The sequence below is a fragment of the Legionella maceachernii genome, assembly GCF_900167045.1.
Lineage (GTDB): Bacteria > Pseudomonadota > Gammaproteobacteria > Legionellales > Legionellaceae > Tatlockia > Tatlockia maceachernii.
On sequence record NZ_FUXJ01000017.1, the window covers coordinates 1 to 25,587 of the forward strand.

Genomic DNA, 25,587 nt, shown 5'->3' on the forward strand with positions numbered 1-25,587 from the left:
TGGCTTTTTAGCAGATTTCCACTCAATCAGGGAGCCATAGACAATTTATTACTTGTAGCAGCCAGTAAAGGAAATGCGGATTTAGTCAAAAAAATCTGCGCATCAGCATTGAATAAACCAAGCATTTCTGGCGTAGCCAAAGCCTTAGTCGCAGCAGCCGAACAGCAAAAATTTCTAACTGTCCAAACGATATGTGCCATGACCGGTGACAATAAGCCCAGTCAAAATGCCATTTCAGACGCAGTAGACGCTTCAGCCACATGGGAAATTGCTGAGTGGCTTTTTAGCAGATTTCCACTCAATCAGGGAGCCATAGACAATTTATTACTTGTAGCAGCAAGCAAAGGAAATGAAGATTTGGTCAAAAAAATCTGCAACTCAGCGGCGAATAGACCAAGCACTTCAGGTGTAGCGACTGCCCTAGTCGCAGCAGCCAAAGAAAAAAAGCTTCAGGTTGTACAAACTATTTGTGCGCTAACTAGCGACATTAAGCCCAATCAAAATGCCCTTTCAGATGCTCTTGATACCACTCCAAGTTGGGAAATCTCTGTGTGGCTTTTCATTAACTTTCCACTTAATCAGACAGCAACAGATAAGTTATTACTCGCCGCAGCCAAACAAAAAAGGCTGGATGTCGTACAGACTGTTTGTTCAAATACTCGTCATAATAAGCCTACTGCAGATGCTATTTCAGCAGCGGTATGTCCGGAAACCAGCTGGGATATTGCCGAATGGCTTTTCAATAATCATTCACTGAATCAATCAACGATAGATTATTTATTACTGCAGGCAAGCCAAAACAATCTAGATCTCGTCAAAAAAATCTGCAAATCAGAATGGAATAAACCAAGTATTTCAGGCGTAGCCATAGCGTTAGATGCAGCAGCTAAACTACAAAGACTTCAGACGGTGCAAACTATTTGCACGATGACCGGTGACAATAAACCCAGTAACAATGTCATTTCATCTGCTGTCGATGCAACTAAAAGTTGGGAAATTACTGCATGGATAAGCAGTAACTATAAGTTAAACCAGAAAACAATTGATTCTGTTTTCGTCGATGCGGCACGTAAAGGAAGATTAGATATCATTGAACTTCTGTGCGACAAAAACAGGCCTTCTCCTTCAGTAGTCAAAGAAGTTTTATCTCAACCTGAAGTCAGTAAGCACCCTCAAGTAGCGAAATTGTTACAAGCGCATTTAACAATGATAAAAGCGGAGGTATTCGTAATTAGATCCGATTATATTCTTGAAAAAGGTCCTTTCATGGCCTTCCCTCTAGAATTGCTTGCTAACATACTCTTTTATTCAGAACCCCTAAGCTTAATAGAAATCCTATCAATCCTCACATTGACAGAACAGAATCTTGCCTCGCGCGCAGCCCCCCTTATAGACCAAGCTGAGAAAGTACTCATTGATGCTGTGCGTGAAGAAACGGTTTGTTACTTATCTCATCAGCATGCAACAGCAAAAAAGATGGGTTCTATCATTGGATTTAAAAAATTATTAGATAAGATTAACAGTCAGGGGGTTGCAGCAATTTGGAATGAAATAAAAGATAACATTGCATTTCGTGTTTTACAGAACAGTCCTTTATGTACCTTAGTCAGCCCAAAGAGTAAGTTTTTCCATTATTTTTTAGAAGAAGGAAAAAAAATTTCTCTCAAGGGCCACATTCCTGAGTATCCATCTAATATAGGCGGATTAATTCGCTTCGGGATGTTGTCTGCTGCTGCAGCGGTTGAGCAGGCTGAATCTAATCCAGAATGTAGCTCTCAACCAAGCTAAAAATGATCCGGAACTCGCTCTGTTAACCGGCTTGCTGTGAAGGATACTCGATCATTCGTTTGTCGTAGCCCTTAAGAGTCATTACGAGTCGTTTTTTAATTTTCCATGCTGAGTTGGGCAGCGATCTCCGGTCGAATTTCTTTTGACCGGTTAAATTCATCTACAAAAACAACTGTCGGAACGTGGCTTGCACATTGTTCTTCTGGAAGTTGAATGAAAGACGCGATGATGACGATGTCGCCCGGAGTGACTAAATGCGCTGCAGCGCCATTAATGCACACATGCGGCGAACCTTTTTCCCCAGTGATCGCATACGTTTCAAACCGCGTTCCAGCGGTTACATTCCATACATTGACTGCCTCATTCGGTAAGATATTAGCGGCTTTGAGTAATTCAGGCGAAATGGTGATGCTTCCTTCGTAATCTAAATCAGCATGGGTGACGCGAGCTCGGTGGATTTTTGACTTTAACATTTTTCTATACAGCATGACAGGCTATCTCCAAGTAACCGAAGCGGGGAGTTTAACACATAAGCAATTACTGAGCAGAGTGAAAATTACCTTTTCCAGAGCAAACTGAACACTCCCCGTCTATAAATAGTGCAATATAATCTGAATTGGCCATCTCAGGAAGATTCATTTTGTTTCCCGGCAAAAGAGACATTGTGAATAGAAGTTGGTTAGCAGCACCATTATAAACGGGGTCACTTAAGGCAACTGCATAACTTGCAGAATGTCCAAGTTGATTGATTGCCGTTAAATGAACAATTTCCAGGAGCGCATTGGCTGGTTTTTTTTTAAATTCCCCTTGGCTCCACTGTCTTAAAAAAAGATTTAAATCGAATTGCCCACTGAATCGCGTAGGCCAATCCGCGTAATAAATTACTTTAGGATTCACGTTTTTTAATATTAGAGTAAATGCATGCTGTTTATTCGCTCTCTCAATTAATCCGTCTTTAGATAACACAATAAAAAGAAAACGTTTTTCTGGCACAGATTCATTCGCTAAAGAATTAGCAAGAATCGCTGAGTAGGTATTGAGTGTGAACATTGCGAAAAAAGATAACAATAAACCTAATTCACACTTTCTTGTCATATAGCACCTTAGTCCTTGTAAAATTAAAGAATAGAATCTTTTGCAGGTAAGGTGCTTTATACCCTTCTCCTAATGGCGTAAACCCTAATCCTGTGTATCATTTGCTATAATTTTATCCAGATTGAGATTTTATTCAGCGACGAATCGTTCATGAAGGACTCGAAAAATGAAAATTCTCACAATACTCATTATTCTCCTCTTTCCTTTTCAATTGCAAGCGTCTTGTAAATGCAACTGTGATCTTGCTGATCGAAGTTTATGCGAGCCCACTTATGACATTGATAATCCTTGTGGTGGCATATGCCCAGCCTCCAATACCACTGAGCCTCCTTCAAGAACAGCTTGCCCAACACAAAAAGTTTATCTTCCTGAAAAAGGAACTTCGGTATGGATCTCGATTTGTTTTGATTAAGACGCAATGACTTGATAATTACTTGGAATAACGCAGTGATGCCATTTCATCCATGCTTTTATCCACGCTTTTATCGATTTTCTCCATCGCTTTGCAAGAATCACGTACATCTTGGAATGCTTGTTTATACAAATCCATGACCTTACCTGCCACGGATTTTTGCTCATCAGGGCGTCTTAAAATGTCTTGCGATGCTCGACCCTCTTTAATGGTGATGAGTGTTTTGTTATAGCGATTAAGTGTTAGTTCCAATTCATGGCGGGTTTCGTAGTAATTTTTTTCGGGTTTAATCTCCTGCTGAAGCGATTGCTTAATTTTTTCATTTAACTGCTTCAATTGTTCAATTTTTTTATTAAGTACCGGCAACTTAAAATGATCATCGCCGTATTTATTGCGTAATTCATTAGCCATAGTCTCTAATTTTTGTTGAAATTGTTGACCACACTTCAATAATGTTTCGCATTTTGTTTTAAATAACTGCGTGAATTCTTGAAAATGCTCAGGCGTATGAGCCTTGCGCATATACTGCGTATTTATCTTTTCAAAAGGAGCAAATTTATGCTCTCGCGGGTCAAAATCTTCTGTTCTGTTGGTGCGTGCTTCTATTTCCCCTGTACCATAATAATTTTTAGTCCATTCTTTGTACTGAGAAGCTGGATAAATTTGATTAGCCCAAGGGTCAGCGATAAATGCATTTTCACCCCAAGTATCTGGGTTATTAGGATCACTATTTTCTGGACGACCAATCACTAAAAAGACGTGATCCCCTCCAGAAAGTCCATAAACTTCGGCATCAATCCCTGGTGGACCATTGTCTATGACATAGTCCAGTGCAACAAACGCGAGCTCTTGACAGTTTCCTAAAGAATATTTTTTAGCGAATGCAACCTTATTGTAGAACTCCTTAACATGAGCATCATGCTCTAATCTTGATTCGGCAAAAATACTGTCATCGATATGACGCACATCTTCTACAGCATGAAATAAGGCTTTCTTTTTTTCGTCAGAATATTCATTATTGCTTAATTGAGTATACCCTTCTCTAATAAAGGAGCGCGCATACACTATTGCCTGTCCGGCTACATATTCATTCCAAGCAAACACCTCGGGTGAATACTTTTTGGCATCTTCAACAGACATACATTTAGTCCGAATCGAATGTATCAAAATCGAATACATTTTTATCAATTATAGATCAACATGCTTTCTGTTTGATCTATGCTGCGCCAGATTCCTATATCTGAATGTGAGAAGAAAAATGGCTTTAACCTATGCCAGTATCCCTTATTGGGACTGTGCTATACTTCCAACAACCTGGGTAAAAGGATCAAGGGATATGACAGCCTCATTTCGTACAGAAACGGATAGTTTGGGTGAAGTACAAGTACCTAACGACAAATTATGGGGAGCACAAACCCAGCGTTCATTAGTTCATTTCAGTATCGGTGATGATCTAATTCCTCGAGAAATGATCACCGCCTATGCTATTTTGAAAAAAGCAGCAGCACTCACCAATCATGAAGGTGGCCGTTTACCACAGGAAAAAAGTAGCTTAATTGTTAAAGTTTGCGATGAAATCCTTGCAGGCCAGCATCATGATATGTTTCCTCTGCATGTGTGGATGACGGGAAGTGGTACGCAATTTAACATGAATATGAATGAGGTGATTTCCAACCGCTGTGCGCAATTAGCTGGATTTCCTTTGGGAAGTAAAAAACCCATTCATCCTAATGACGATGTTAATATGTCGCAATCCTCCAACGACTCATTTCCATCAGCCATGTACATGGCAGCCGCCATTGCCGTGACAGGTCAATTAATTCCAGCACTCAGTAACTTACGTGAGAGCCTTGATAAAAAAAGTAAAGCTTGGATGGATGTGGTGAAAATCGGCCGCACTCACTTGCAAGATGCGACACCATTGACTGTGGGTCAGGAATTTTCTGGGTACGTGGGGATGTTGGACGATGATTTAACACGAATGAACGATGCTTTAAAAGGCGTTTATTGCCTAGCCTTAGGTGGAACGGCTGTTGGCACGGGCATCAATGCAGCCCCCGGTTTTGCCCAAGCAGTCGCTAAACAAATTGCCAAATTAACGCAACTTCCTTTTATCTCCGCACCGAATAAATTTACAGTACAGGGTTCGCATGATGCCTTAGTGCAATTGTCTGCAACCTTAAAAACGTTAGCTGTCTCACTGTATAAAATAGCCAATGATATCCGTTTACTTTCTTGCGGTCCGAGAGCAGGCTTTTATGAACTGCTTATCCCAGCAAATGAGCCAGGTTCTTCAATCATGCCCGGTAAAGTGAATCCAACGCAATGTGAAGCAATGACAATGGCTGCAGTCCAAGTCATGGCTAATGACGTGGCAGTTACATTCGGTGGGGCAGGGGGGTATTTAGAAATGAATGTCTATAAGCCGCTGATCATTTTTAACATCACTAAATCGATTCGTGTTCTTACTGATACAATGAAAAATTTCCACGAATTTTTGGTGGAAGGAATGCAACTTAATGAAAAGAAAATTGCGAGCTATGTGGAACGTTCACTGATGCTAGTGACCGCGCTATCTCCGATCATTGGCTATGATAAAGCCTCACAAATAGCCCACTATGCTTTAGATCATGATCTTTCATTAAAAGAGGCTGCGTTAAAGCTCAATTTCATTAGCAGTGAAGAATTTGATAAGGCCATGGATCCTAAAAAAATGATTCACCCCATTGAGTAAGCCTCATCCTCTTTTATAGCGTCTCGATTAAATCAGCAGGTTTCACTCCTACCAAAGTAATTAGCTCCCGCATCGCGATGAAAAACATAGGGTAATCGACACTACCGCTACTGTGGAGTTGCTCTAAAAGCTTGTTCCATCGTTTTAACGCTCTTTGATTACGCTCAACCCATTCCTGAATTAATTTCTCCGTGTCTTTTTCTTTTTTATTGGTTTTCAAAATTGCTACCGTCAGTGCCCGCTGTGCAAAATCCAATTCATCACGAATGGTCAACCGCGATAAAGTATTCCAATGGCCCTCACGGGTATCGCGGGAAATTTGATCACGGAACCACAGTAGATTAAATTGTTCACCAACAGCAAAATACACTTCTGCCGTCTTGATTAAATCAAACTTATTTTGCGTCGCCACTTCAATAATGTTAAGTCCAGAGTAGATTGCACGATACGTCGCAATCCGGCTGGCCGTTTCTGCAGGAAGCCCTATCGCAATAAATTGCTGAGTGAGTGATTCAAGGTATTGTTTGGTTACTCCTCCCATGAGTGTAGGCGTTACTTTTTCAAGAATCTTGATTTGTTTAGAGAAATAATTAACCAAGGTACTCAGGTCTTCATGAATGTATTTGCTATTTAAAAACCATCGTGTAGCTAAATTAAGAAAATTTCGAATGTTGTATAGCATGTGGTACTGTTCATTCATTTGAATTTTAAAATCCAAAGAAAGAACAAGCTGTTGTACTTCATTTGTTGCAAAAACACGCGCTGCAATCACATAAGCACGAACGATTTCGGCCACTGTCGCACTGTTCTCCATTTGCAACCGATAAATAAAAGTAATTCCCATTTCATTAACCACTTGGTTACTCAGCTGTGTAGCAACAATTTCGCGATATAATCGATGCTCACTCATTTCCGACTTATATTTTTTCACGATGGCAGGGGGAAAAGCCGTTTCAGCAATTTGTCTTAAAACAGGATCTTCGGGCAAGTTGGAGTTTAAGATTTCATTTTTGATATAGATTTTAGAATAAGCCACTAAAACGGCTAATTCAGGACGTGTCAATCCTTCACCGACCGATTTCCGTTCAACCAATTTCTTATCATCTGGCAAAAACTCCACTTTTCGATCTAATACACCTAGCGTTTCTAGTTCTTTAATATAGTTGGTATGCAAGATAATATTGCTTTTTGACCGATACGCTGAGTAACTCATGAGCACCGCTTGTTCATAGTTATCGCGTAAAACAAGCTCAGCAACTTCATCCGTTACTGCCGCTAATAACTTATCGCGTCTTTTTTCGGATAATTTTCCTGTTTGGACCTGATGATCTAATAAAATCTTTAAATTAACCTCGTGATCCGAGCAATCCACACCGGCTGAATTATCAATGAAATCGGTATTAATGAGCCCACCTTTTAGTGCAAACTCCACACGCCCTAATTGGGTAAACCCTAAGTTCCCGCCTTCTCCCACTACTTGACAACGCAGATCCTCACCATTGACTCGGCAATAGTCATTACTGCGATCGCCTACTTCAACATGACTTTCGCTACTGGCTTTAACATAGGTTCCTATCCCACCATTAAATAAAAGCTGAACGGGAGCTTTAAGAATGGCACAAATTAGTTCATTGGGGGGGAGTGTACTTGCTTCTATGCCTAATGCTTTCTTCATTTGCGCATTAATGGCGATTGATTTTAACTGGCGACTAAAAACGCCACCCCCACGAGAAATTAATTTCTCATCGTAATCAGCCCAGGATGAGGTAGGGAGGTTAAAAAGCCGCACCCGTTCGTGATAAGAGGTTTCAGGGTCAGGATCAGGATCAATGAAAATATGACGATGATCAAATGCAGCAATTAATTTAATGTGTTTGGAATACATCATCGCATTACCAAAAACATCACCGCTCATATCGCCGATACCCACAACAGTGATATCTGTACTCATTGGGTCAATATTTAATTCGCGAAAATGGCGTTTCACCGATTCCCAAGCGCCACGCGCGGTAATACCGATTTTTTTGTGGTCGTATCCTTTGACGCCTCCCGAAGCGAATGCATCTCCCAACCAAAAATCATAACTTTTCGCAATGTCATTGGCGATATCAGAAAAGGTAGCGGTGCCTTTATCCGCTGCAACCACTAAATAGGGATCAAAGTCATCATAACAAACCACATTTTTAGGATGAATAAACGTCTTCTCTTTGATGTTATCGGTTAAGTCCAATAAACCTGAAATAAACATTTTATAACAACGGATCACTTCGGCTTGTAACACCTCACGGCTAGGCTGGGTAAGGCGTTTCTTAAGAACAAATCCACCTTTAGCGCCAGAAGGAACAATGACGGCATTTTTTACCTTTTGCGCCTTCATCAATCCTAATACTTCGGTGCGGAAATCTTCAGGACGCTCAGACCAGCGAATTCCACCACGTGCGACTTTGGTATTGCGTAAATGTATACCCTCAAACTGAGGTGAATAAACAAAAATTTCATATAAAGGAGTTGGAAGGGGCAAACCAGGTATAGCTCGCGAATTCAGTTTTAATGATAAATATTCTTTCGGTTTTTTATCCGCAGTGGGTTGAAAATAATTCGTACGCAGGGTTGCTTTAATTAATGCCAAAATTTGTCGAATAATAAGATCCTCATCCAAACTAGGGACCGATTCAAGCATCTGCAAAATTTCCTGCTCAATTTTTTCATTTGCATTCTTATTCTTTTTGTGCGGATTATGCATTCCTTTGAATAATTCAACCAGCAATCGGCTGATGTCTGAATTGTTTACAAGAGCCATTTCAACATAAGCTTGGCTGTAGCGAAAATGAATTTGATGAAGGTATTTAGCATAAGCACGTAAAACCATTACCTCGTGCCAGGCAAGTGTCGCATCAATAACAAGCTTATTAAACCCATCGTTTTCTGCTGATTCAAAATAAATATTTGTAAGTGCTTCTTTAAATAAACTGGAAAGTTTTTCTATTTCTATAGGCTTTTTTTCGTGAATAACTGCAAGGTCGCTAATCCAGATGGGTTGCTTGCCACTTAGCATCAAGGTGTGTGTGCTCTCGCTGTAAGTGCATAGGCCTAGATTTTCTAACATGGGTAATATATTAGAAAGTGGCTTAGGTTTTTCCCATAGAAATAACCGAACATGCAAGGGGTACTCTTGTTCTGGTGTGCAATAAAAATCTACTTCAAGCGGGTTTGCTGCAGAAAGCTTTTCAATATAGGCAAGATCATTGACAGCGACTTCGATTGAGTTTTCGTCCATATAGCTATGGGGAAAAATATTGGCGTATTCTTTAATTAAAGCATTTGCTTTTTTATTGCCGTATTGTTCAATCAGCTTTTTTTTCAGCTTTTCTTTCCATATTGTTGCCATAATTTCCTTCCTTAGATCCTTCGCTAGCTATAATGTCTTGCTGGCGCTTTTAACCCTCTGATACTATACATTAATTCCATCGATGTAAATAATTGGCAGATCCTTTGCCCTCCTACTGGAGACCTTCTATGATTATTTCGTCTCCCTCTGATTATCGCGAAGCTGCAAAACGGAAGCTCCCTCGCTTTTTATTCGACTATATTGATGGAGGTTCTTATTCCGAATCCACTTTAAGAGCCAACCTCGCTGATCTCGAAAAAATCACGTTACGGCAGCGTGTTTTAAGAAGAATAGAACATATAGATTTAAAAACTGAATTATTTGGACAGACACTGGCAATGCCCATTGCTTTGGCTCCGGTGGGTATAAGCGGTATGTATTGCCGCCGTGGGGAAGTTCAGGCCGCAAAGGCAGCGGCTCAATTTGGAATACCTTTCACCTTATCCACGCTTTCTGTTTGCCCTTTAGAAGAGGTTGCTGCACAAAGTGCTCAACCCATTTGGTTTCAGCTTTATGTGCTCAAAGATCGCGGTTTTATAAAGAACATGCTTGAGCGAGCACAAGCTGCAGGTATTCAAACTTTAGTGTTTACGGCAGACATGGCTGTCCCCGGCGCGCGCTATCGGGATGCGCACTCCGGTTTGGCTGGGCGTTTTTCATCAGTAAAGCGCTTATTGCAAACCCTAACGAAGCCTTCATGGGCATTGGATGTGGGAATCAAGGGTCGGCCGCATACCTTGGGTAATGTTTCTCACTATTTAGGCAAACCTATGGGATTGACAAATTACATTAACTGGTTAACCAACAATTTTGATGCCACAATCAGCTGGAAAGATCTCGAATGGATCCGCGATTTTTGGCAAGGCCCCATGTTAATTAAAGGAATTTTAGATCCCAAAGATGCAATGGACGCGGTTCGATTCGGCGCTTCTGGCATTGTCGTGTCTAATCACGGCGGCCGACAACTTGATGGCGTGATGTCCACTGCCAGAGCCTTACCTTTGATCGCTGATACCATAGGGGATGCGCTTCCCCTACTTGTTGATTCGGGTATCCGTTCAGGGCTTGATGTTGTCCGCATGCTTGCTCTTGGCGCTAAAGCAGTCTTGATTGGACGCGCTGCTGCTTATGCGTTGGCCACGGCAGGTCAAGCGGGTGTTGAAAATCTGTTGCGTATTTTTGCTCAAGAAATGCAAATTACCATGACACTGGCAGGCGTTTCGTCAGTAGCAGAAATAAATAAATCAATTCTTGTTTAACTATTGACACTGTCGATTTATTTATTGAAAAATCGTCTGAAACTTATAAAAACAGGGCCGGATCTCCTTGATGAAGTTACTGCCAAGAGTCGGGAGGTCCTTCGCTTTTGCTCAGGATGACAGTGTTATTGTCGTCTCGAACGTAGTGAGGGATCTCCTTGATGGAGTTATTGCCAAGAGTCGGGAGGTCCTTCGCTTCTGCTCAGGATGACAGTTTATTGTCGTCCCGAACGTAGTGAGGGATCTCCTTGATGGAGTTATTGCCAGGAGTCGGGAGGTCCTTCGCTTTTGCTCAGGATGACAGTTTATTGTCGTCCCGAACGTAGTGAGGGATCTCCTTGATGGAGTTATTGCCAGGAGTCGGGAGGTCCTTCGCTTTTGCTCAGGATGACAGTTTATTGTCGTCCCGAACGTAGTGAGGGATCTCCTTGATGGAGTTATTGCCAAGAGTCGGGAGGTCCTTCGCTTTTGCTCAGGATGACAGTGTTATTGTCGTCCCGAACGTAGTGAGGGATCTCCTTGATGGAGTTATTGCTAAGAGTTGAACGTATTTGAGCCAATTGGAATTTTAATAACAAGGAAACAATGATGAACGATAACCAAATAGTCTCTGATAAAGTATGTGCTTCTGCTCCCTTTCACCGTATTAGCTGGGCGGCAATCTTTGCGGGTGCTTTTGTTGGCATTGGACTTGGCTTTTTGCTGCGTTTATTAGGCACAGCTATTGGATTAAGTGCTTACTCTTCTTCACCAAGCGGATTTGTTGTCATTGCTATTGGTGGCTTAATAGGCCTCCTTATTGGTTCTATTATTTCAATGGGCGCTGCCGGTTTTGTTGCAGGCTATTTGGGGCGCTCCACTTGCCCACATCATCACATGGGCCTAATCTATGGCTTTACCACCTGGAGTGTGGTGTTATTATTTACAGCGCTCATTGCTGTTCCAGAGGCTCATTACCTTAACCTTTATAAAGGTTCTTTAGTGCAAAATCAAAATGTGACTGCGACAAAACCACAGGCGGCGGCGCCAGCATCTAGCAATAATATCGAAGCGCAATCAGCGATTAACTCATCCATGTCGGGTAACCAAGCGCCTGCAGTCACCCCCATGGAAGTGAGTTCGATGGCTTGGATTTTGTTTATTTTATTTTTTATCGGCGCAATTTCAGCTTGTATGGGCGCCTGTTGGGCATTATGCAAGTGTAAAAAACATGAACATCCATAATTTTTCATTCACCTAAGAACCCCTGCGGAACAAACCAAGACATTGCCCTAGGTTTGTTCCTTTAGAGCTAAATCTTCTACACATCCTTAAAGACCAGACCAGCTCAGCTCTCGACGTCCCGCGGTTTGTCTGCGGGATCCAGGAGCTCTGCGCTAAACGTCTAAACCGCGCGGCGTAAGCAAAGATGTGATCAAGAGACAGGCTTTAGAGGGCGAGCTATTCTTTAATAAAGCCAATAACGCCTAGGGCAAGAGATGCTACTGTACATTATTAACCAAATCGCCAATTTAAACCGATTTTAAATTGCTCTAAAATCGGGTGTTTAGCAATGCGAAATGTGGCGTAAGAGTGTTTGTTGGAATCTTTTCCATTTGAGTTAAAGGAATAACTTTGCAGGCGATTCCAATCCCACTCTAGTCGACCACGGAGTCCTTTAACTAATTTCAATTCCATACCCGCACCAAGTTGTATCCCTTCTTTCTTTTTATTGGTGGAGAATTGACCACTAAATGAACCCACTGAACCACTTTGCGTGATACTTCCGCCCAAACTAATCTCGCTGACTATCCATCCTACTCGCGCGAACAAGATGCCGGTGGAAGCAATGGATATCCCAGGCCGAATAACAATACCGGATTGCCATTTTTGTTTAAATTTGCCATTTAGTGCGCGTGTGTACTGGGTATTGGTGTCTAAAAAATAAATATTTCCAGAGTTAGCGCTTCGATCATAAAACCCTTCCACGCCGAGATAAAAATGTTGCAAGAATAAATTGTCATAACCTAAATAAATTTCGCCTCCGACTCCTGAACCATTCCAGGCAAAATGATCAAAATCAATAAAATTAATTGCTGGACTGACTTCGTTGCGTTTGAAATTGTAATTGGCGGTATCTTTGATTACGGATAGCCCCAAATAGACGTGGTTAATAAAGCGGCTTTTTATCCATGAAGATTCGGCACTGAATACTAAAAAAGAAGTAAAACTAAGAATGAAAAAAACGCTGACGCGTTTAAAGGCGGTATTCCTAAAGTACATAGCAATCCTTTGTCAATATAATTTTAATCTAGGCAATGGAAGAGGAGTGTATTCTAATTTTTCATGAGCTATGAAAGCAAGGGAAGAAAAATTAAATTAGCAGTGAGGATGAGTCAGGAGCCTGAGGTATCGTCATCGATTTGACCAAGCCGTAATCAACTGGTTAAAATACGCTCTTTGGTGGCACAAGACTCACCAAGCGATGTGTCTTCTCCTGTAAGATGAAACAATAAGGAGGACTGATTTCATTATCTAGTTTTCATGAAGAAACGGGTGCATCGTCTTTAAGAAGCAGTAGCTTTTTGCAGGCGATGATCTAATTTCTTTCTAATAGTTCAATTCTGTAATAAAGCCTCTCTCTAAGTGCTACCGCTTAAATTTTATGCGATGCATTCAGGAGACTTATTGATGACTATTCATACCCTACCTATTACTGCAAGCAATAGTGATTCGTCTTTTTTTACTGTAGCTCCTCCAGAAATTTTAATGAATATTTATTCTAACTTACCCTCCAGAGACTTATTTCAAAACTGTAAATTAATCAATCAAAAAAGTCGTGTATTAGCGGAACAAATTTTATTTTCCAGACGAGATAAAGAATCCGTTGCATACCAAGCTCATTTGTTAAAAGGATGGGCGAGTGATACTAAAAAATTTGTAAATTGCCGTAATGAGGAAGATTTAAAAACTTTCTATGCCATTCTTTCTGCATCAATTGAAGCGCCATCATTAACCTTTTCACACCGATTGCATGGAGCACTACTAATGGGAGTAATTAATGATGCTACTTTAAAAATGGAGGAAGCTGAGATGGCCCAGTTTAAACTGCATTATTGGAATAGCACAGGGATGAAGTATTTAACGGAATTAGTAGGTTTAATAACCGAAAATCAATTAACAGAAATTATTTCACTACTGGAGGAAAGCTTACGCAACGATTTGGCCTTTTATGATGTAATAAAATGTTTAACTCTTTTAACGCCAAGATTAACTGAGGAACAAGTAATAGAGTTTTTTTTAAGAATTATTGAAAATATCAATCAGTCTGTCGCATCAAAATCTAATAAATTCGTTATTGCAAAACAATGTATTACTACGTTTGCAACTCGATTAAGTGATACAAGGTTAGCCAATATTATTACCCAAATGGATGGCATGCCGGAAGGAGAGCAACCAGTTAAACTCGAATGTCTAGCAATTTTTGCCTCTCGATTTAAGCCAATACAGCTAGCCGATTTTACCCAAATGGTTATAAAAGACTTGAATGTCCAAAACCCGGCTGTCTGCGAGGCGGCATTGCAGTGCTTGTCCGCGTTTGCCTCGAGATTAGAAAGGGTGCAGCTAGAATTTCTTGCACCAATGATTATTAAAAAATTAAATCATCCAAACGAAGGTGTTGTTATGGCAGCATTGCAATGCCTAACCATGGCTTTTTCTTCTACGTTAAAAGACACGGAACTAGAAGTCGTAACCAACTCAATTATAGAAAAATTAAAGCGTGATCAAAGCAGTTATATAAGCATGACGCTTCATTTCCTGAAGGCCTTTTCCTCGAGATTAAAACTAGAAGTGATGGAAGAATTTGCTATCCTAATGGTTGAAAATTCGTCCGATACCACTGTTTTCACTTGGGGGTGGGAATACACAGAAGAATGTTTAAAAATTTTGTCCTTATACCTAAGTGAGAAGAAATCGCAAGAGCTTCTTACAATATTAGCCTCAAACTTAGAAGAAGACGACTATGACATCATTGAGTGTACCCTTAAGTACTATGCGGCTCTTGCCCCTGGCTTTAACGAGCGGCAGTTAGAAGAGTTGCTTAGAATGGTTGATGAAATGCTAGATGATGGAAATTACGGTCTTTATACTGGCGGATTGGATTGTTTAACCGCTTTTATACCTCGATTAAGTGAAGCGCAAATCGGGAAAATTGCTAACATAATTAGCTTCAAAATGTTCAATCATGCTACCTTCGATAATTTTTACGAGGATAGCGTAGTACATCTCAGAGCGGAGCAACAATGTATTGCGGCCTTGATAAAAAGATTAAACGATAACCAATTGGCAGAGCTTGCAGCTGAGTTTATCTCTACTCTGCAACAACCAGAGAACCCAGAGCGGCCGACTTATGAAACAGCACTCTGTTGCCTAGCGATGTTTGCAGCACGATTAGAAGAGACGCAATTGCTTGAAACGACGACGGCAGTCATTACCCAACTAGATCATGAAAGTGAGCAAGTTCGCCTTGTCGCGCTTAAATCCCTTAAATCGTTATTACCCCAATTAAATACAAAACAACTGCAAGAAGTTATCCCAATAATTGCTCTTAGATGCCATGATGAACACCCGGAAGTGCGCGTCATGGTGCTTAAGCGCATCCTTCTATTAGTACCTAAATTGGATGGCAAACAAATGGAAGAGTTTGGTGCAATCATTATTCAAAAATTAAACGATGAGAATGGGAATGTTCGTATTATGGCACTCGAATGCCTCCAATTATTTATACCCAAATTAAATGAAAAACAATTGGGAGAAGTTATTGCAATAATTGAGCAAAAATTAAATGATAGTGAGAATGAAAATGAGCGTAGTGAAGCCTTAGAGCTAGCGAGCTACCTCTTAATTTTAGGCAATAAAATTGAGGTGAAAGCTAATGCTGATTCTTCATTATTAACGCCTGAAACTCTCGTTGTGAGGATTCTACGCCAATTACTTGATACAATTAAAATACCAGAGAAAGTTCCTGAAATCGCTACAATGGGCGAACAAAATGAAAATGGAAGCCGGAAAAGATCCTATGACTGTCAATTTGAAGAGAATCCTAACGCTAAAAGAGTTCATCTTTAGTGATGGTAACAAAGCGTCGAAAATCTCAAAAATGAGAGATCCCTTAGCGCCTTTAAGCTAAGCGTAATCAAGGTTTATTTATTAGACACCATGAATTAATATCGTTTCAATCCAATCAACGAAAGAAAAATTGAACTTTCGTCGGACCCTCTCTTAAAGAGTTTTAAACAGCGGGACAAATTTCTCTTTTAAGCTTTGATCAGAAAATTGACCCGCTTGAATTGTAGCCATTTCTTCTTGGGAAAATTTAACTGATATTTCTTGTGTTTTACATCCGTTTGCATCATTGCATTGGATATTTGCAGTTAAATTTCCAGAATTGTCACTGCCCCATTTAATAGAAATATCAGAGGTATTTACTCCTGCACATTGCGCAGTTTTAAGCAGTGCTTTATCAATAATTAACATCCCGCGTTGGTAAGTTTCAATATTAGTTCTGGCGTAAGCGGAAATTGAAATAAAAGAGAGAATTAAAAAACCACTTAAAATACCCTTTTTCGTAATCATATTAATTCCTTTATTATGAATAGGTGCTCAGTAAATAATAGTTCATTTCCTCGATAAATGTCTGTAATTTAAGCCTAAATTTTATCTCACTCTTAAATATTATAATAAAGTTAAGTGAGGAGCATTTCTTTAGGGAACACCAATAAGATTTGTGAATGCATGAGTATTTCATGGATCGCTTATGCCAAATAATGTTGAAGATCGGGTGTGTGCATAATCTCTATATGAGAATACAAGGAATAGATAAGCCAGATTTCACAACGTCATCGTCACTAACTGTCCTCTCAAATGGTTCAACGATTTGGGCTTGAGGTTCAGCGTGGGTTTGCCACAATCGATTAGGATTAGTGACTTGATGATTCTGTTTTTCAGGCTGATTACCGCCAACATCAAAACAAAGATGAAATTTTCTTGCTTGTTCCGAAGAGAGTGGGGTGTGAAACAAGTCGTTATAGAGTTTTTCCTCCGCATTTCCATCATAAGTCTTTGTACGAACTAACTCGTTAATTTGCTTGCATTCCTCTAAGGATAGCGATTCCAATATCATTGCCCGTAACTTTACAAACGCTTCTGCATAAGGTGAATCGGATATTGCAAAATGGCTTGAATAGTCACAAAGGTAATATAACTCTAAAGAACAAGACAGCAGCCCTAAATATTTGGAATGATAATCCGCAAGCGGTAAAAGACGGTTAAGAAGGATTACTGGATCAATGTCTGAATACCCTAATTTTCTTACCCAAATGGCAAAAGGATTGTTAAATAATCCTTTAATTTCATTGCCAATAGTTGCACCCTCCTGCTGGAGTAAGTCATTAAATACCTTAAAGTAACGATCAGAAAATTTATCCGGTGGATTTCCAAAGAGGTGTAAGCCACAGCATGTGAAATCCCGTAAGTGTATCGGGCGTTGCGATAAAAGAAAGGCCGTATTCTCACACTGGTCTGCTCTAAAAGCCAGAAAAATAGGGGTGCTAAGATTTTCATCATTCACGAGCAAATCGTAGTAGTTAGGATCAAATTCGTAAACGGCTTTTAAAATGGCTGTAGAAGGTAATGAGGAAGCCATTTGCAAAGGACATCTCATGGTTCGATCCACGGCTGCAAAGGCATTTTTGGGTAGTCGCAGTAAACAGACTTCAACTTTAGGCAAATTTTGGTTAGCAATGTAATGCAGTAATTTTTTCTTTAAAGTTAACTCTTCTAGCTCATCCCAGTCCTCTTCTTCGTAAGTATAAACCAAAGTGGATTTGCCTTTTTTTTCACTACCAACGGTAGAGAGAATGTCTTCTAGCTTTTCAATGTCTTCTATAGTGTATTGCGGTTGTTTAATTAGCTTTTGTATCCTTGAAAATAAGGGTTGATCTAAGTAAATATTTTGAGAATAAATTTCTATGACTTTAGACAGCAGAGTAGCAAGCTTTTTAGCCTCTTTGGTCTCACCCTGTTTTGCTATTATTAACCACTCGTGTGCTTGTTGAATTTTTAATTGCCGGATTTTATTTATTAATTCCAGAAAAGCCTGCATTGTCGCATGATTTATGTCTTCATTTTGGTAGGCATGGGTGAAGACACTACAGGCAATTTGATGCGCTGAAAATGCGCGCGTACCGCATTTGCCGAGAGGGTAACTGTTAAAATCATAAGGTATACGAGCGTCGTCTCCTCTTGACATTAAATGAAAGGCGGCGTCTCGGTAACGATGAGAGGGACAATGAAAGTCTCTGAAAGAGCAGAAGATAAAATGCTCCATTTCTTTTTGTAAGACGAGGCAGTTTTCGCGTGTAATAGAATGGCGATAAGAGGAAAACGCTTCATTTAAGCCATAGTTCGCTAAACTTACTGCATCCCCTCTGCTGGAACCGTTTTTTTGTTCATCAAGGCCTTTTTCTAATTCAACATGCCTTAATCCTAGGCCGTTAACTCTTAAAAATTCCAAATCATCAAGATCGAAAACTGAAGTCATGATTTAAACACCTAGGTTTAAAAAATTACAAGTATAAGGGAATAATTATGGCGAGTACAGATAGGATGCGAAGAGATTGAGTGATTGCAGAGCTAGTCTAATAACTTTAAAAATTCATTAATAATTTGTTGACTAGCTTGAGCATAAGTACCTTTGCGACTAATGAATGTTCCAGTTAAGTGATGCAGTTTTAACGTCAGTTCGGCGAATTTTGTACAGACCGCTATCCCATTTACTACAGCTGCGCCATTAACGGTTAAATGTTTTTGACTTGCAAGCAATAACATTGGTAAGCCGCCAGCCAAAATAATGACTTCTACGCCCTGTTCTACCATAGGCTCCATTTCTTTCAAAAAACGATTGCGTAGTGTTTCATAAACAGTTTTATTACTAAATGCTCTCTCGAAATCTTGGACTTGTGCATTAACGGCATGAATTGCGATGATTCTTTGTTGAAGCCCATAGTGATTAATTTGATTTTCGTGCCAGGGAATAAAGATTGGGTTAATCGTCACAAGCCCTATTTTACGACCAAGGCTACAAGCATAAAGCATGTTGGATTCACCTAAACCAATGACAGGAATATTGACTATGGATTTAATCTCATTAATACCTGGTTCTTGAAAGTGACCAATCACGAAAGCATCATAGCCTTCTTTTTCAGCTTGAATTGCATTTTGGATGGTCTGGATAGCGCAGCGAAACTCTGTCAAAGGATGAAGATTTTTATCGGGTGGAGATAATCCATAAACCTCAAATTTAAAATCGTCTTCTGAATAATCATTTAAATAAGATTGGAGATAGTGCAAATATTGTTTTTGCTCTGCTGGATCAACAAAGCTTTGATACCAAATTCGTTTTTTTTCTTTCACTTTATTCTCCGAACACAAATCGTATCCAATAGAGTATAGCCTGACTTCAATCAAAAAAAGGGGTATTAATTGAATTGAAAGAACTTTGCTGAGAGGAATTGGATTAATCCATTTTGGTATTGATAATGATATATTCTCAGGATGACAGTGGTATTGTCGTCCCCGAACGTAGTGAGGGATCTCCTTCGCTTTTCTATTGTTAAATAGATGATTTTTTATTTATAGTATGCGTCTTCCTGCAAATTTACCCCATTTAGCATAAAAGATATAAGGGCAATTTGAATGTCTAAAGCAGTAGAGATAATAAAATCATTTTTAAAAAATCCCGATATTAAAAAAATTCTTATCGCAGAAGATCATTTTGATTATACCCCCAAAGAAACGTTAATTGAGCTTTTCGATGAAATAGTGGAGGGTGTGTTTAGTTGTCATAAAAAATTGGTTCTCGTTTTAGAACATATATCGATAAAAGACCAGGTAAAAATTGATGAAGGAGTAAAAAAGAAAGAATTTAGTTCTGAGTTAGAGGAAGTATTCAAAAAATGTCCATTTATTGAGCCGAAAAATTTAGAAATTAATATGTACTCGGAGCTTGCAAAAAAAGCAATTATTTCTGGAGTACCTATAATAGCGACCGAAAATCAAGCCACAGGCTACAGTTCCATGATTAGTTCAACGTGCATTAATCGAGTACGCACAGCAAATCCCGTTTTCGAGGCAGTTTTTGAGGATGAAATTTTTAGCCAAGAGGATGTGGTGGGTATTTTTCTGGGGGGCGCGGCGCATGTAATAGACATGCATCCCAATTCTCAGCTTCAATACACACCCCAGTCCATCATGGGTTTAAAAAGCGCTTTAAATGAACAAGGGGACACTGTTTCGATATTTATATACGATGAAGGAGGTAATCATTTAAATAAAAATCCGCATAATAAACTACCTAATATTGACCTAGAGGAGTTTTATGGAAGCCCTAATTTTGATACCACCCTTTGTGTAAAACCTGCCAAAAAATTATTGTTAACACAGAAAGACGGTGCTCAAGCTTCGAAGTATTCTATAGCGCGAGATGAAAACCAACCCCCGAATTTGCCCTTTTCATGGTAAGAGAAGGGCTATTACTCAATTTTTTGTGCGACCAGATGATAACTCATGGTTACTAATCCTAAACGATCTGCTTCACATAATGCTTCAACATCTTGGCTAAGTCGATCCAGCAACAAACTAAAGTGTTGAGGGAGTAAATTTATTTTTACAAGGAATTTAACAATGGGTGTTATTTTATCGTAATTACTTCCTGCTTTATGGATAAGAGGTTCTTGCGATTTATTTATACTCGGATCCTCGCTCACTAATACCTCAAATCCAGCTTGAAGTAAGAGGGATTGATAGTCTTCGGGAGAGGGTGTGCCAATTGCACCAATCAAGGGCTTAATTTTTTGCATTAATTCAAGATGATGCGGGTCCTGAGCGTTATAATTTGGTAATCGAACCCACTCTAATAAAGAGAGTTTTCCGCCTGGTTTAAGAATACGGTATAACTCAGAAAAAAGCTTGCCTAAATCTCTGCTGAGCGAAAGAGCCTGAATTTCGTAGATGCAGTCAAAATAATTATCAGCAAAAGCGAAAGGCAAGTCATTAAAATCGGCATTAATAAATTGGCATTGTTGAGATAAATTTTTTTTCTTTGCGAAAGCAATAGCGTTATCTAATTGAGTTTGATCAATATTAATTCCAGTGATTTGTGCCCCAGTAAGAGCAGCAAGATGCGCAGCAACACGCCCCTTCCCACATCCTAATTCAAATACTTTATCCTTCGCTTTTATCTCAAGAAGATGAGCAAATTTTCTTTCAAATAAAATTTGGTTTTCAATTACATTTTGTGCTAAATCAAGCGTAGGGGGAATATACATTTTTTCAACTTGTCCAAGGGCACAAAGATGGTTAATCACCTCATACCAATGAATCAGTTTTTGTTTAATTTCTTCGTATTCAATGGGTTTTGAATCATCCATTGCTTGCCCATGAACCCAATCGCAATGATAGATATTATACGCTTCGAGAAAGGCGTCCACCTTTTGTGGAGGTAAGTGATATAGTGCTTTAAATGAATTCCAGATTGTTGCTAAACGGTAAAATTTAGTACTGGGGTTCAGAGTCATCATGACATTTCCTTTCGTTAAACCACTTTAAAAACCGCTTATCCATTTTAACCCTCTAATGCTTTCTTAGCTGCATTGGAGTCAAAATTGCTTTCCCATTTAGCAATCACAACAGTTGCCACACCGTTTCCAATTAAGTTAGTTAGCGAGCGTGCCTCTGACATGAATCTATCTACTCCAAGCAATAATACGACGCCTTCAACAGGAATGGTGTGTAGACTAGACAATGTAGCAGCTAACACGATAAATCCGCCACCTGTAACGGCAGCAGCACCTTTAGATGTTAATAATAAAACGGCAAGCAGGGTTAATTGCTGAGTGAGGGTAAGATCAATGTTAAGCGCTTGCGCAATGAATAATGTTGCGATAGTTAGGTAAATGGATGTTCCATCCAGGTTAAAAGTGTACCCTGCTGGCAAAACCAAACCGACGACCGTTTTTCCACAGCCTAATTTTTCTAATTTACTGATCATCCGGGGCAAGGCCGCTTCAGAAGATGAAGTCCCGAGGACAATGAATAGTTCTTCTTTAATGTATCTCAAAAATCGCCATAGGCTGAATTTAACTATTTTGGTAATGAATCCTAATACGATGAAGATAAACAATAGGCTTGTAAGATATACATCCACTAATAATTTGCTGAGTGCAACTAAGGTATGTATACCATAAGTTCCTATGGTATAGGCCATTGCACCAAAAGCCCCTATGGGTGCGACTTTCATGATAAAACCAATGATGGAAAATAACACAACGGAAAATTGATCAATAAGTTTTGTAAGTGGCGCTAGTTTTTCACCACCTCGTAGAACCCCAAAACCAAATAAGAGAGAAATAAATAAAACAGGTAAGATTTCGCTTTTTGTAAAGGCACTCGCTAAGGTATCTGGAATGATATTCAAGATGAAATCAACCGTATTAAATGTGGCTGTCTGAGGAGTGTAGTTAGCAATACTTTTGCTGTTCAACGAAAGGATATCAATATTTAAGCCCGCTCCAGGATGATAGATATTGGCTATAAGAAGTCCAATGATCAATGCAAAAGTGGTCATCACTTCAAAATAGATCAGCGCTTTAATGCCGATACGTCCTACTTCTTTGATATCTTTCATGCTAGCGATGCCGGTAACGACTGTAGTAAAGATGATAGGGGCTATCATCATTCTTATCAGCTTGATAAAACCATCTCCCAATGGCTTCATTTTAATAGCGAATTCTGGATGAAAATGCCCGAGTAGTATGCCCATCAAGATACTGATCACAACTTGAAAATATAACTGCTTATAGAACTTGGGTTTTTTTAGTAAATTTTGGTTCATGCAATGTGAATTGGGTTGAGCAGGAATGCCTGAATTTTTTTCTAACTCTAGGTTTAACATAATTTATACCATTCGTTATTGTTAAAAATTTCGAACTATCAAAAAATGAGTTAATGTAGCATAACCTTTTGTTTAAGCCCTTAAAATAAAAATCACATAAAGAGGACCCACCAAAACCCCTTAAAGTTAAAAAATTCACTACACTAATAGCTAAAAGCGATCATACAAGGAATGATTATGGTTAACCCTAATTCGATAAGTTTAATGGATGCTATCTATAATCGTCGTTCAGTACGCGATTATCTCCCACAAAAAGTCAGCAAAGATCTCATTAATATACTGCTTGATGCTGCAGTACAAGCGCCCTCCGCGCTTCATGAAGAACCTTGTGCCTTTGCAATTATTCAGAATAAAAGCCTGTTAGATCGCTTGTCTGAGTGTGCAAAAAAAATGTTGCATGACGAATCACTCCAAAGGAAATCAGAAAAAAGGAAACACATTCTTGATGTTGTTGAGCAACCAGAATTTCATGTCTTTTATAATGCAACAACACTTGTAGTGATATGCAGTAAATTTCAAGATTCGTTTGTTGAAGCAGATTGCTGGCTTGCGGCTGAGAATCTTATGCTCAGTGCTTATGCTCACGGTCTTGGCTCCCGAGTGATTGGTTTTTCGGCGCCTGCTTTGAATTTACCGGAATGGAAAGCGGAGATAGGAATACCTGACGAAATGAACGCTGTGGTACCGATTATTTTGGGTACACCCAGTGATCCGCCACTTTCCTCAGGCAGGAAATCACCCGAAATAATTGCATGGAAATAAGGTATGGGCCCAGGTAGCAATCAATAAAATTATCGTGGACCCGATTGTAGCCCTTTGCTCTCTGCTTTAGTGGGTTGGTGAGGACTCCATGGTTGCCAAAAAGGTGAATTCATTTTCATTTGCTTTTTTTTATGTTCAATCGCATGAGGGGATAAATCAAGTAACCCATCCAGATTCGCATTGGAGGCATATTTAAGGGACTTTTTTTCAAAGGGATAATTGTCATCTTTAGTTGGTTCTTGAATAGAGTCATGACGCACAATTTCTTCCATTTCAAGACTTTCTTCTCTTCTGTGCCTAAATTCACTGAGTAATTTTACTTTTTGATACAGGTCAATAATAAAAATGGCGATTACTAAAAATATTTCGTTAACAACGCTGCCTAGCAATTTAATAATGGTATTGAAACCCTCTTTATGGAGTTTAGATTCTATTAATTCATAAGAAGTAATTTCGTAAGAACAGTACCTCTGAGCATAACCCATTTGTTTAAAATAATAAGATAGCCATTGTTGAAAATTATTTTCGTCTGCAAATAAATACCATCCGCTATTGGCATCTATAAAATGATAAGATCCATTCTCATCTTTACCAAAGCCCATGGCATGTCCTGCAGCGAAATTAGCCATGGATAAATAAAAATAGCGATCAGGAAATTCAGTGACATTTTTTATGATGTCTTTGGCAAGCATTTCTGAGTGATGGAACAGCCTTTCGCTCACAATGGTTTCACTTTGAATTTCAAATGATTCCGGAGTTTCATTATTGATTCTTTTAGATAATTTACCCGAGTCATAGTGTGTATTTTGGAAATCAAAGACATTTAAAGTTATCGGAATGGTATGATTGAGGCTTAAATATTGATTTGCCGATAAGCGGTATTTTAAGGGTTTAAAAAAAGGCGGGTTAGTGGGATTAATTCCAAAAGGATTCTTATTGAGCAGAAGGCATCTAATCCACTCAAGTACATACCCAACGCAAGCACCGGGAATACTACCTAAGCGAAAATCCATTGCTTGGCTTAAAGGCAAAATAATTTTGCCATGAAAGCAATTTTCTGTATCAGAGTAAAGTTCATTAAAGATTTTGAGCCTTCTGGGTGTAAATAATCCGTTTTTGCTTCTTATTTCTTTAAAATAATCAATCACGGCATTAATGTCATCACTGACTTCATTCAAACAATTAATGAATGCTGTAGAATGACTCTTTGAGTGAATGAATTCAGCAATTTTCTTTTTTATTTGTGTCAATTCGTGAATATTAGGGCGATGAATTTGCTTGCCTAATCCTGCAAAATTAACCTCCATTGAGGCTCGTTTGCCATGCAAGAGTATTTTTATAAACTCTTGTTGCACCTTACAAGACGATACTTGTAAGTACCGATAAAGTCTTCTGACAGCAGTAACCAAATTTCCATTTTTACCCATAAATGACATTGAACTTTTGAGAAAAAATAAGAGCACATTATACATTAATTTAACAATTTAATGGGTGAAAATGATTAAATAAAATTAATGGTTGATTTGGTATTTGGTAATTATCTTGTCCAAATGATTCGAAAAAAGCTGAATTTCTTTGGCACTCAGCGTATTTAATCCTCCTCGCATTACGCCAGTTTCTCGCAGGGATTCATTTAAGTTACGCATGCTTAAGGTTTGCTTGATATTGTTAGTCGAATACAGTGTACCTCTTGGATTAAGCGCAAACGCTTGTTTAGTAATGACTTGGTCGGCCAATATAATGTCTGCAGTAATCACGAGATCATGCGGTTGTACATGATTGATAATGTAGTTGTCTGCACTATCAAAACCTGATTCCACTTGCACTTTTTTTATCAATGGTGAGGGGGGCGAAGTTGCTAAATGATTTGCAACGATGATTACTGAAACCAGACGTTTTGTTGCGGCACGATATATGATTTGTTTTATTGCTTTAGGGCAAGCATCGCCATCAATCCAAATTTTCATTAATTGTACTTATACGTATGGGACTTATAGGTATGGTGTTATATCAGTTTAAATGTTCTAAGCCAAATGTCTCGATTAGCGCTTGAGGATGTGGCCTAATGCGCATTAAAAAGTCTCCTAAATGTCATTTTTAATCCATAAAGAATAGGAATTTTGCAAGGTAGGCAAAATTAAGATAGAATTCTGTGCC

General features: G+C 39.2%; 20 protein-coding genes. 8 read left to right on the plus strand and 12 right to left on the minus strand.

All coding sequences use genetic code 11. From position 1 onward, the window contains the following. The coding region (locus B5D33_RS16675) for a hypothetical protein (protein ID WP_176119744.1) at positions 1-1,788 on the plus strand (1,788 nt) is incomplete at its 5' end. Between the two features lie 95 nt (positions 1,789-1,883). On the opposite strand, the gene panD is transcribed toward B5D33_RS16675, so the two are convergent. Next, entirely contained in the window at positions 1,884-2,276 is a 393-nt protein-coding gene (gene panD / locus B5D33_RS13240) for an aspartate 1-decarboxylase (RefSeq protein WP_058453801.1), read from the minus strand. Between the two features lie 49 nt (positions 2,277-2,325). Further along, a complete protein-coding gene (locus tag B5D33_RS13245; RefSeq protein WP_058453802.1) occupies positions 2,326-2,883 on the minus strand; it encodes a hypothetical protein in 558 nt (185 codons plus the stop codon). 166 nt (positions 2,884-3,049) lie between these two features. On the opposite strand from B5D33_RS13245, the gene B5D33_RS13250 reads away from it, so the two are divergent. Beyond that, entirely contained in the window at positions 3,050-3,295 is a 246-nt protein-coding gene (locus tag B5D33_RS13250) for a hypothetical protein (RefSeq protein WP_058453803.1), read from the plus strand. 18 nt (positions 3,296-3,313) lie between these two features. On the opposite strand, the gene B5D33_RS13255 is transcribed toward B5D33_RS13250, so the two are convergent. Next, positions 3,314-4,435: a hypothetical protein gene (locus B5D33_RS13255; RefSeq protein ID WP_058453804.1), complete on the minus strand. Its 1,122-nt coding sequence runs from the start codon at positions 4,433-4,435 to the stop codon at positions 3,314-3,316. Between the two features lie 196 nt (positions 4,436-4,631). Here B5D33_RS13255 and fumC point away from each other — a divergent pair, with 196 nt between their 5' ends. Beyond that, complete coding sequence (fumC, locus tag B5D33_RS13260; protein ID WP_058453805.1) at positions 4,632-6,029, plus strand: class II fumarate hydratase; 1,398 nt, start codon at positions 4,632-4,634, stop codon at positions 6,027-6,029. Between the two features lie 13 nt (positions 6,030-6,042). Here fumC and B5D33_RS13265 read toward each other — a convergent pair whose 3' ends face one another. Continuing rightward, positions 6,043-9,417, minus strand: a complete 3,375-nt coding sequence (locus B5D33_RS13265; RefSeq protein ID WP_058453806.1) for an NAD-glutamate dehydrogenase — start codon at positions 9,415-9,417, stop codon at positions 6,043-6,045. A 128-nt stretch (positions 9,418-9,545) separates the two neighbouring features. On the opposite strand from B5D33_RS13265, the gene lldD reads away from it, so the two are divergent. Next, positions 9,546-10,676 carry an FMN-dependent L-lactate dehydrogenase LldD gene (gene lldD, locus B5D33_RS13270; protein WP_078767460.1) on the plus strand — a complete coding sequence of 377 codons (1,131 nt, stop codon included), beginning with the start codon at positions 9,546-9,548 and terminating at the stop codon, positions 10,674-10,676. Positions 10,677-11,261: 585 nt separating this feature from the next. Beyond that, on the plus strand, positions 11,262-11,900 hold the full coding sequence (locus tag B5D33_RS13275) for a hypothetical protein (RefSeq protein WP_133141007.1): 639 nt from the start codon (positions 11,262-11,264) through the stop codon (positions 11,898-11,900). A 270-nt stretch (positions 11,901-12,170) separates the two neighbouring features. On the opposite strand, the gene B5D33_RS13280 is transcribed toward B5D33_RS13275, so the two are convergent. Further along, positions 12,171-12,938 carry an outer membrane protein gene (locus B5D33_RS13280; protein WP_058451132.1) on the minus strand — a complete coding sequence of 256 codons (768 nt, stop codon included), beginning with the start codon at positions 12,936-12,938 and terminating at the stop codon, positions 12,171-12,173. 408 nt (positions 12,939-13,346) lie between these two features. On the opposite strand from B5D33_RS13280, the gene B5D33_RS13285 reads away from it, so the two are divergent. Further along, entirely contained in the window at positions 13,347-15,785 is a 2,439-nt protein-coding gene (locus B5D33_RS13285; protein WP_058451131.1) for an F-box protein, read from the plus strand. 153 nt (positions 15,786-15,938) lie between these two features. Here the strand turns inward: B5D33_RS13285 and B5D33_RS13290 are convergent, their stop codons facing one another. From B5D33_RS13290 to B5D33_RS13300, 3 genes are all read right to left on the minus strand, one after another. Then, entirely contained in the window at positions 15,939-16,292 is a 354-nt protein-coding gene (locus B5D33_RS13290; protein ID WP_058451130.1) for a hypothetical protein, read from the minus strand. Between the two features lie 220 nt (positions 16,293-16,512). Further along, positions 16,513-18,258, minus strand: coding sequence for a hypothetical protein (locus tag B5D33_RS13295; protein ID WP_058451129.1), 1,746 nt, complete (start codon positions 18,256-18,258; stop codon positions 16,513-16,515). 92 nt (positions 18,259-18,350) lie between these two features. Further along, a complete protein-coding gene (locus B5D33_RS13300) occupies positions 18,351-19,130 on the minus strand; it encodes an aspartate/glutamate racemase family protein (protein WP_058451128.1) in 780 nt (259 codons plus the stop codon). A 282-nt stretch (positions 19,131-19,412) separates the two neighbouring features. On the opposite strand from B5D33_RS13300, the gene B5D33_RS13305 reads away from it, so the two are divergent. Further along, a complete protein-coding gene (locus B5D33_RS13305; protein ID WP_058451127.1) occupies positions 19,413-20,237 on the plus strand; it encodes a hypothetical protein in 825 nt (274 codons plus the stop codon). Between the two features lie 11 nt (positions 20,238-20,248). Here the strand turns inward: B5D33_RS13305 and B5D33_RS13310 are convergent, their stop codons facing one another. Both B5D33_RS13310 and B5D33_RS13315 read right to left on the minus strand, forming a co-directional pair. Next, on the minus strand, positions 20,249-21,295 hold the full coding sequence (locus B5D33_RS13310; RefSeq protein ID WP_078767461.1) for a class I SAM-dependent methyltransferase: 1,047 nt from the start codon (positions 21,293-21,295) through the stop codon (positions 20,249-20,251). 44 nt (positions 21,296-21,339) lie between these two features. Beyond that, positions 21,340-22,668: a dicarboxylate/amino acid:cation symporter gene (locus B5D33_RS13315; RefSeq protein ID WP_058451125.1), complete on the minus strand. Its 1,329-nt coding sequence runs from the start codon at positions 22,666-22,668 to the stop codon at positions 21,340-21,342. A gap of 177 nt (positions 22,669-22,845) precedes the next feature. On the opposite strand from B5D33_RS13315, the gene B5D33_RS13320 reads away from it, so the two are divergent. Next, positions 22,846-23,430, plus strand: a complete 585-nt coding sequence (locus B5D33_RS13320) for a nitroreductase family protein (RefSeq protein WP_065239969.1) — start codon at positions 22,846-22,848, stop codon at positions 23,428-23,430. 29 nt (positions 23,431-23,459) lie between these two features. Here the strand turns inward: B5D33_RS13320 and B5D33_RS13325 are convergent, their stop codons facing one another. Further along, the gene (locus tag B5D33_RS13325) at positions 23,460-24,857 is read right to left on the minus strand and encodes a hypothetical protein (protein WP_133141006.1); all 1,398 of its coding nucleotides are present in this window, start codon (positions 24,855-24,857) and stop codon (positions 23,460-23,462) included. 84 nt (positions 24,858-24,941) lie between these two features. After that, a complete protein-coding gene (locus B5D33_RS13330; RefSeq protein ID WP_058451122.1) occupies positions 24,942-25,397 on the minus strand; it encodes a YaiI/YqxD family protein in 456 nt (151 codons plus the stop codon). Between the last annotated feature and the right edge of the window lie 190 nt (positions 25,398-25,587).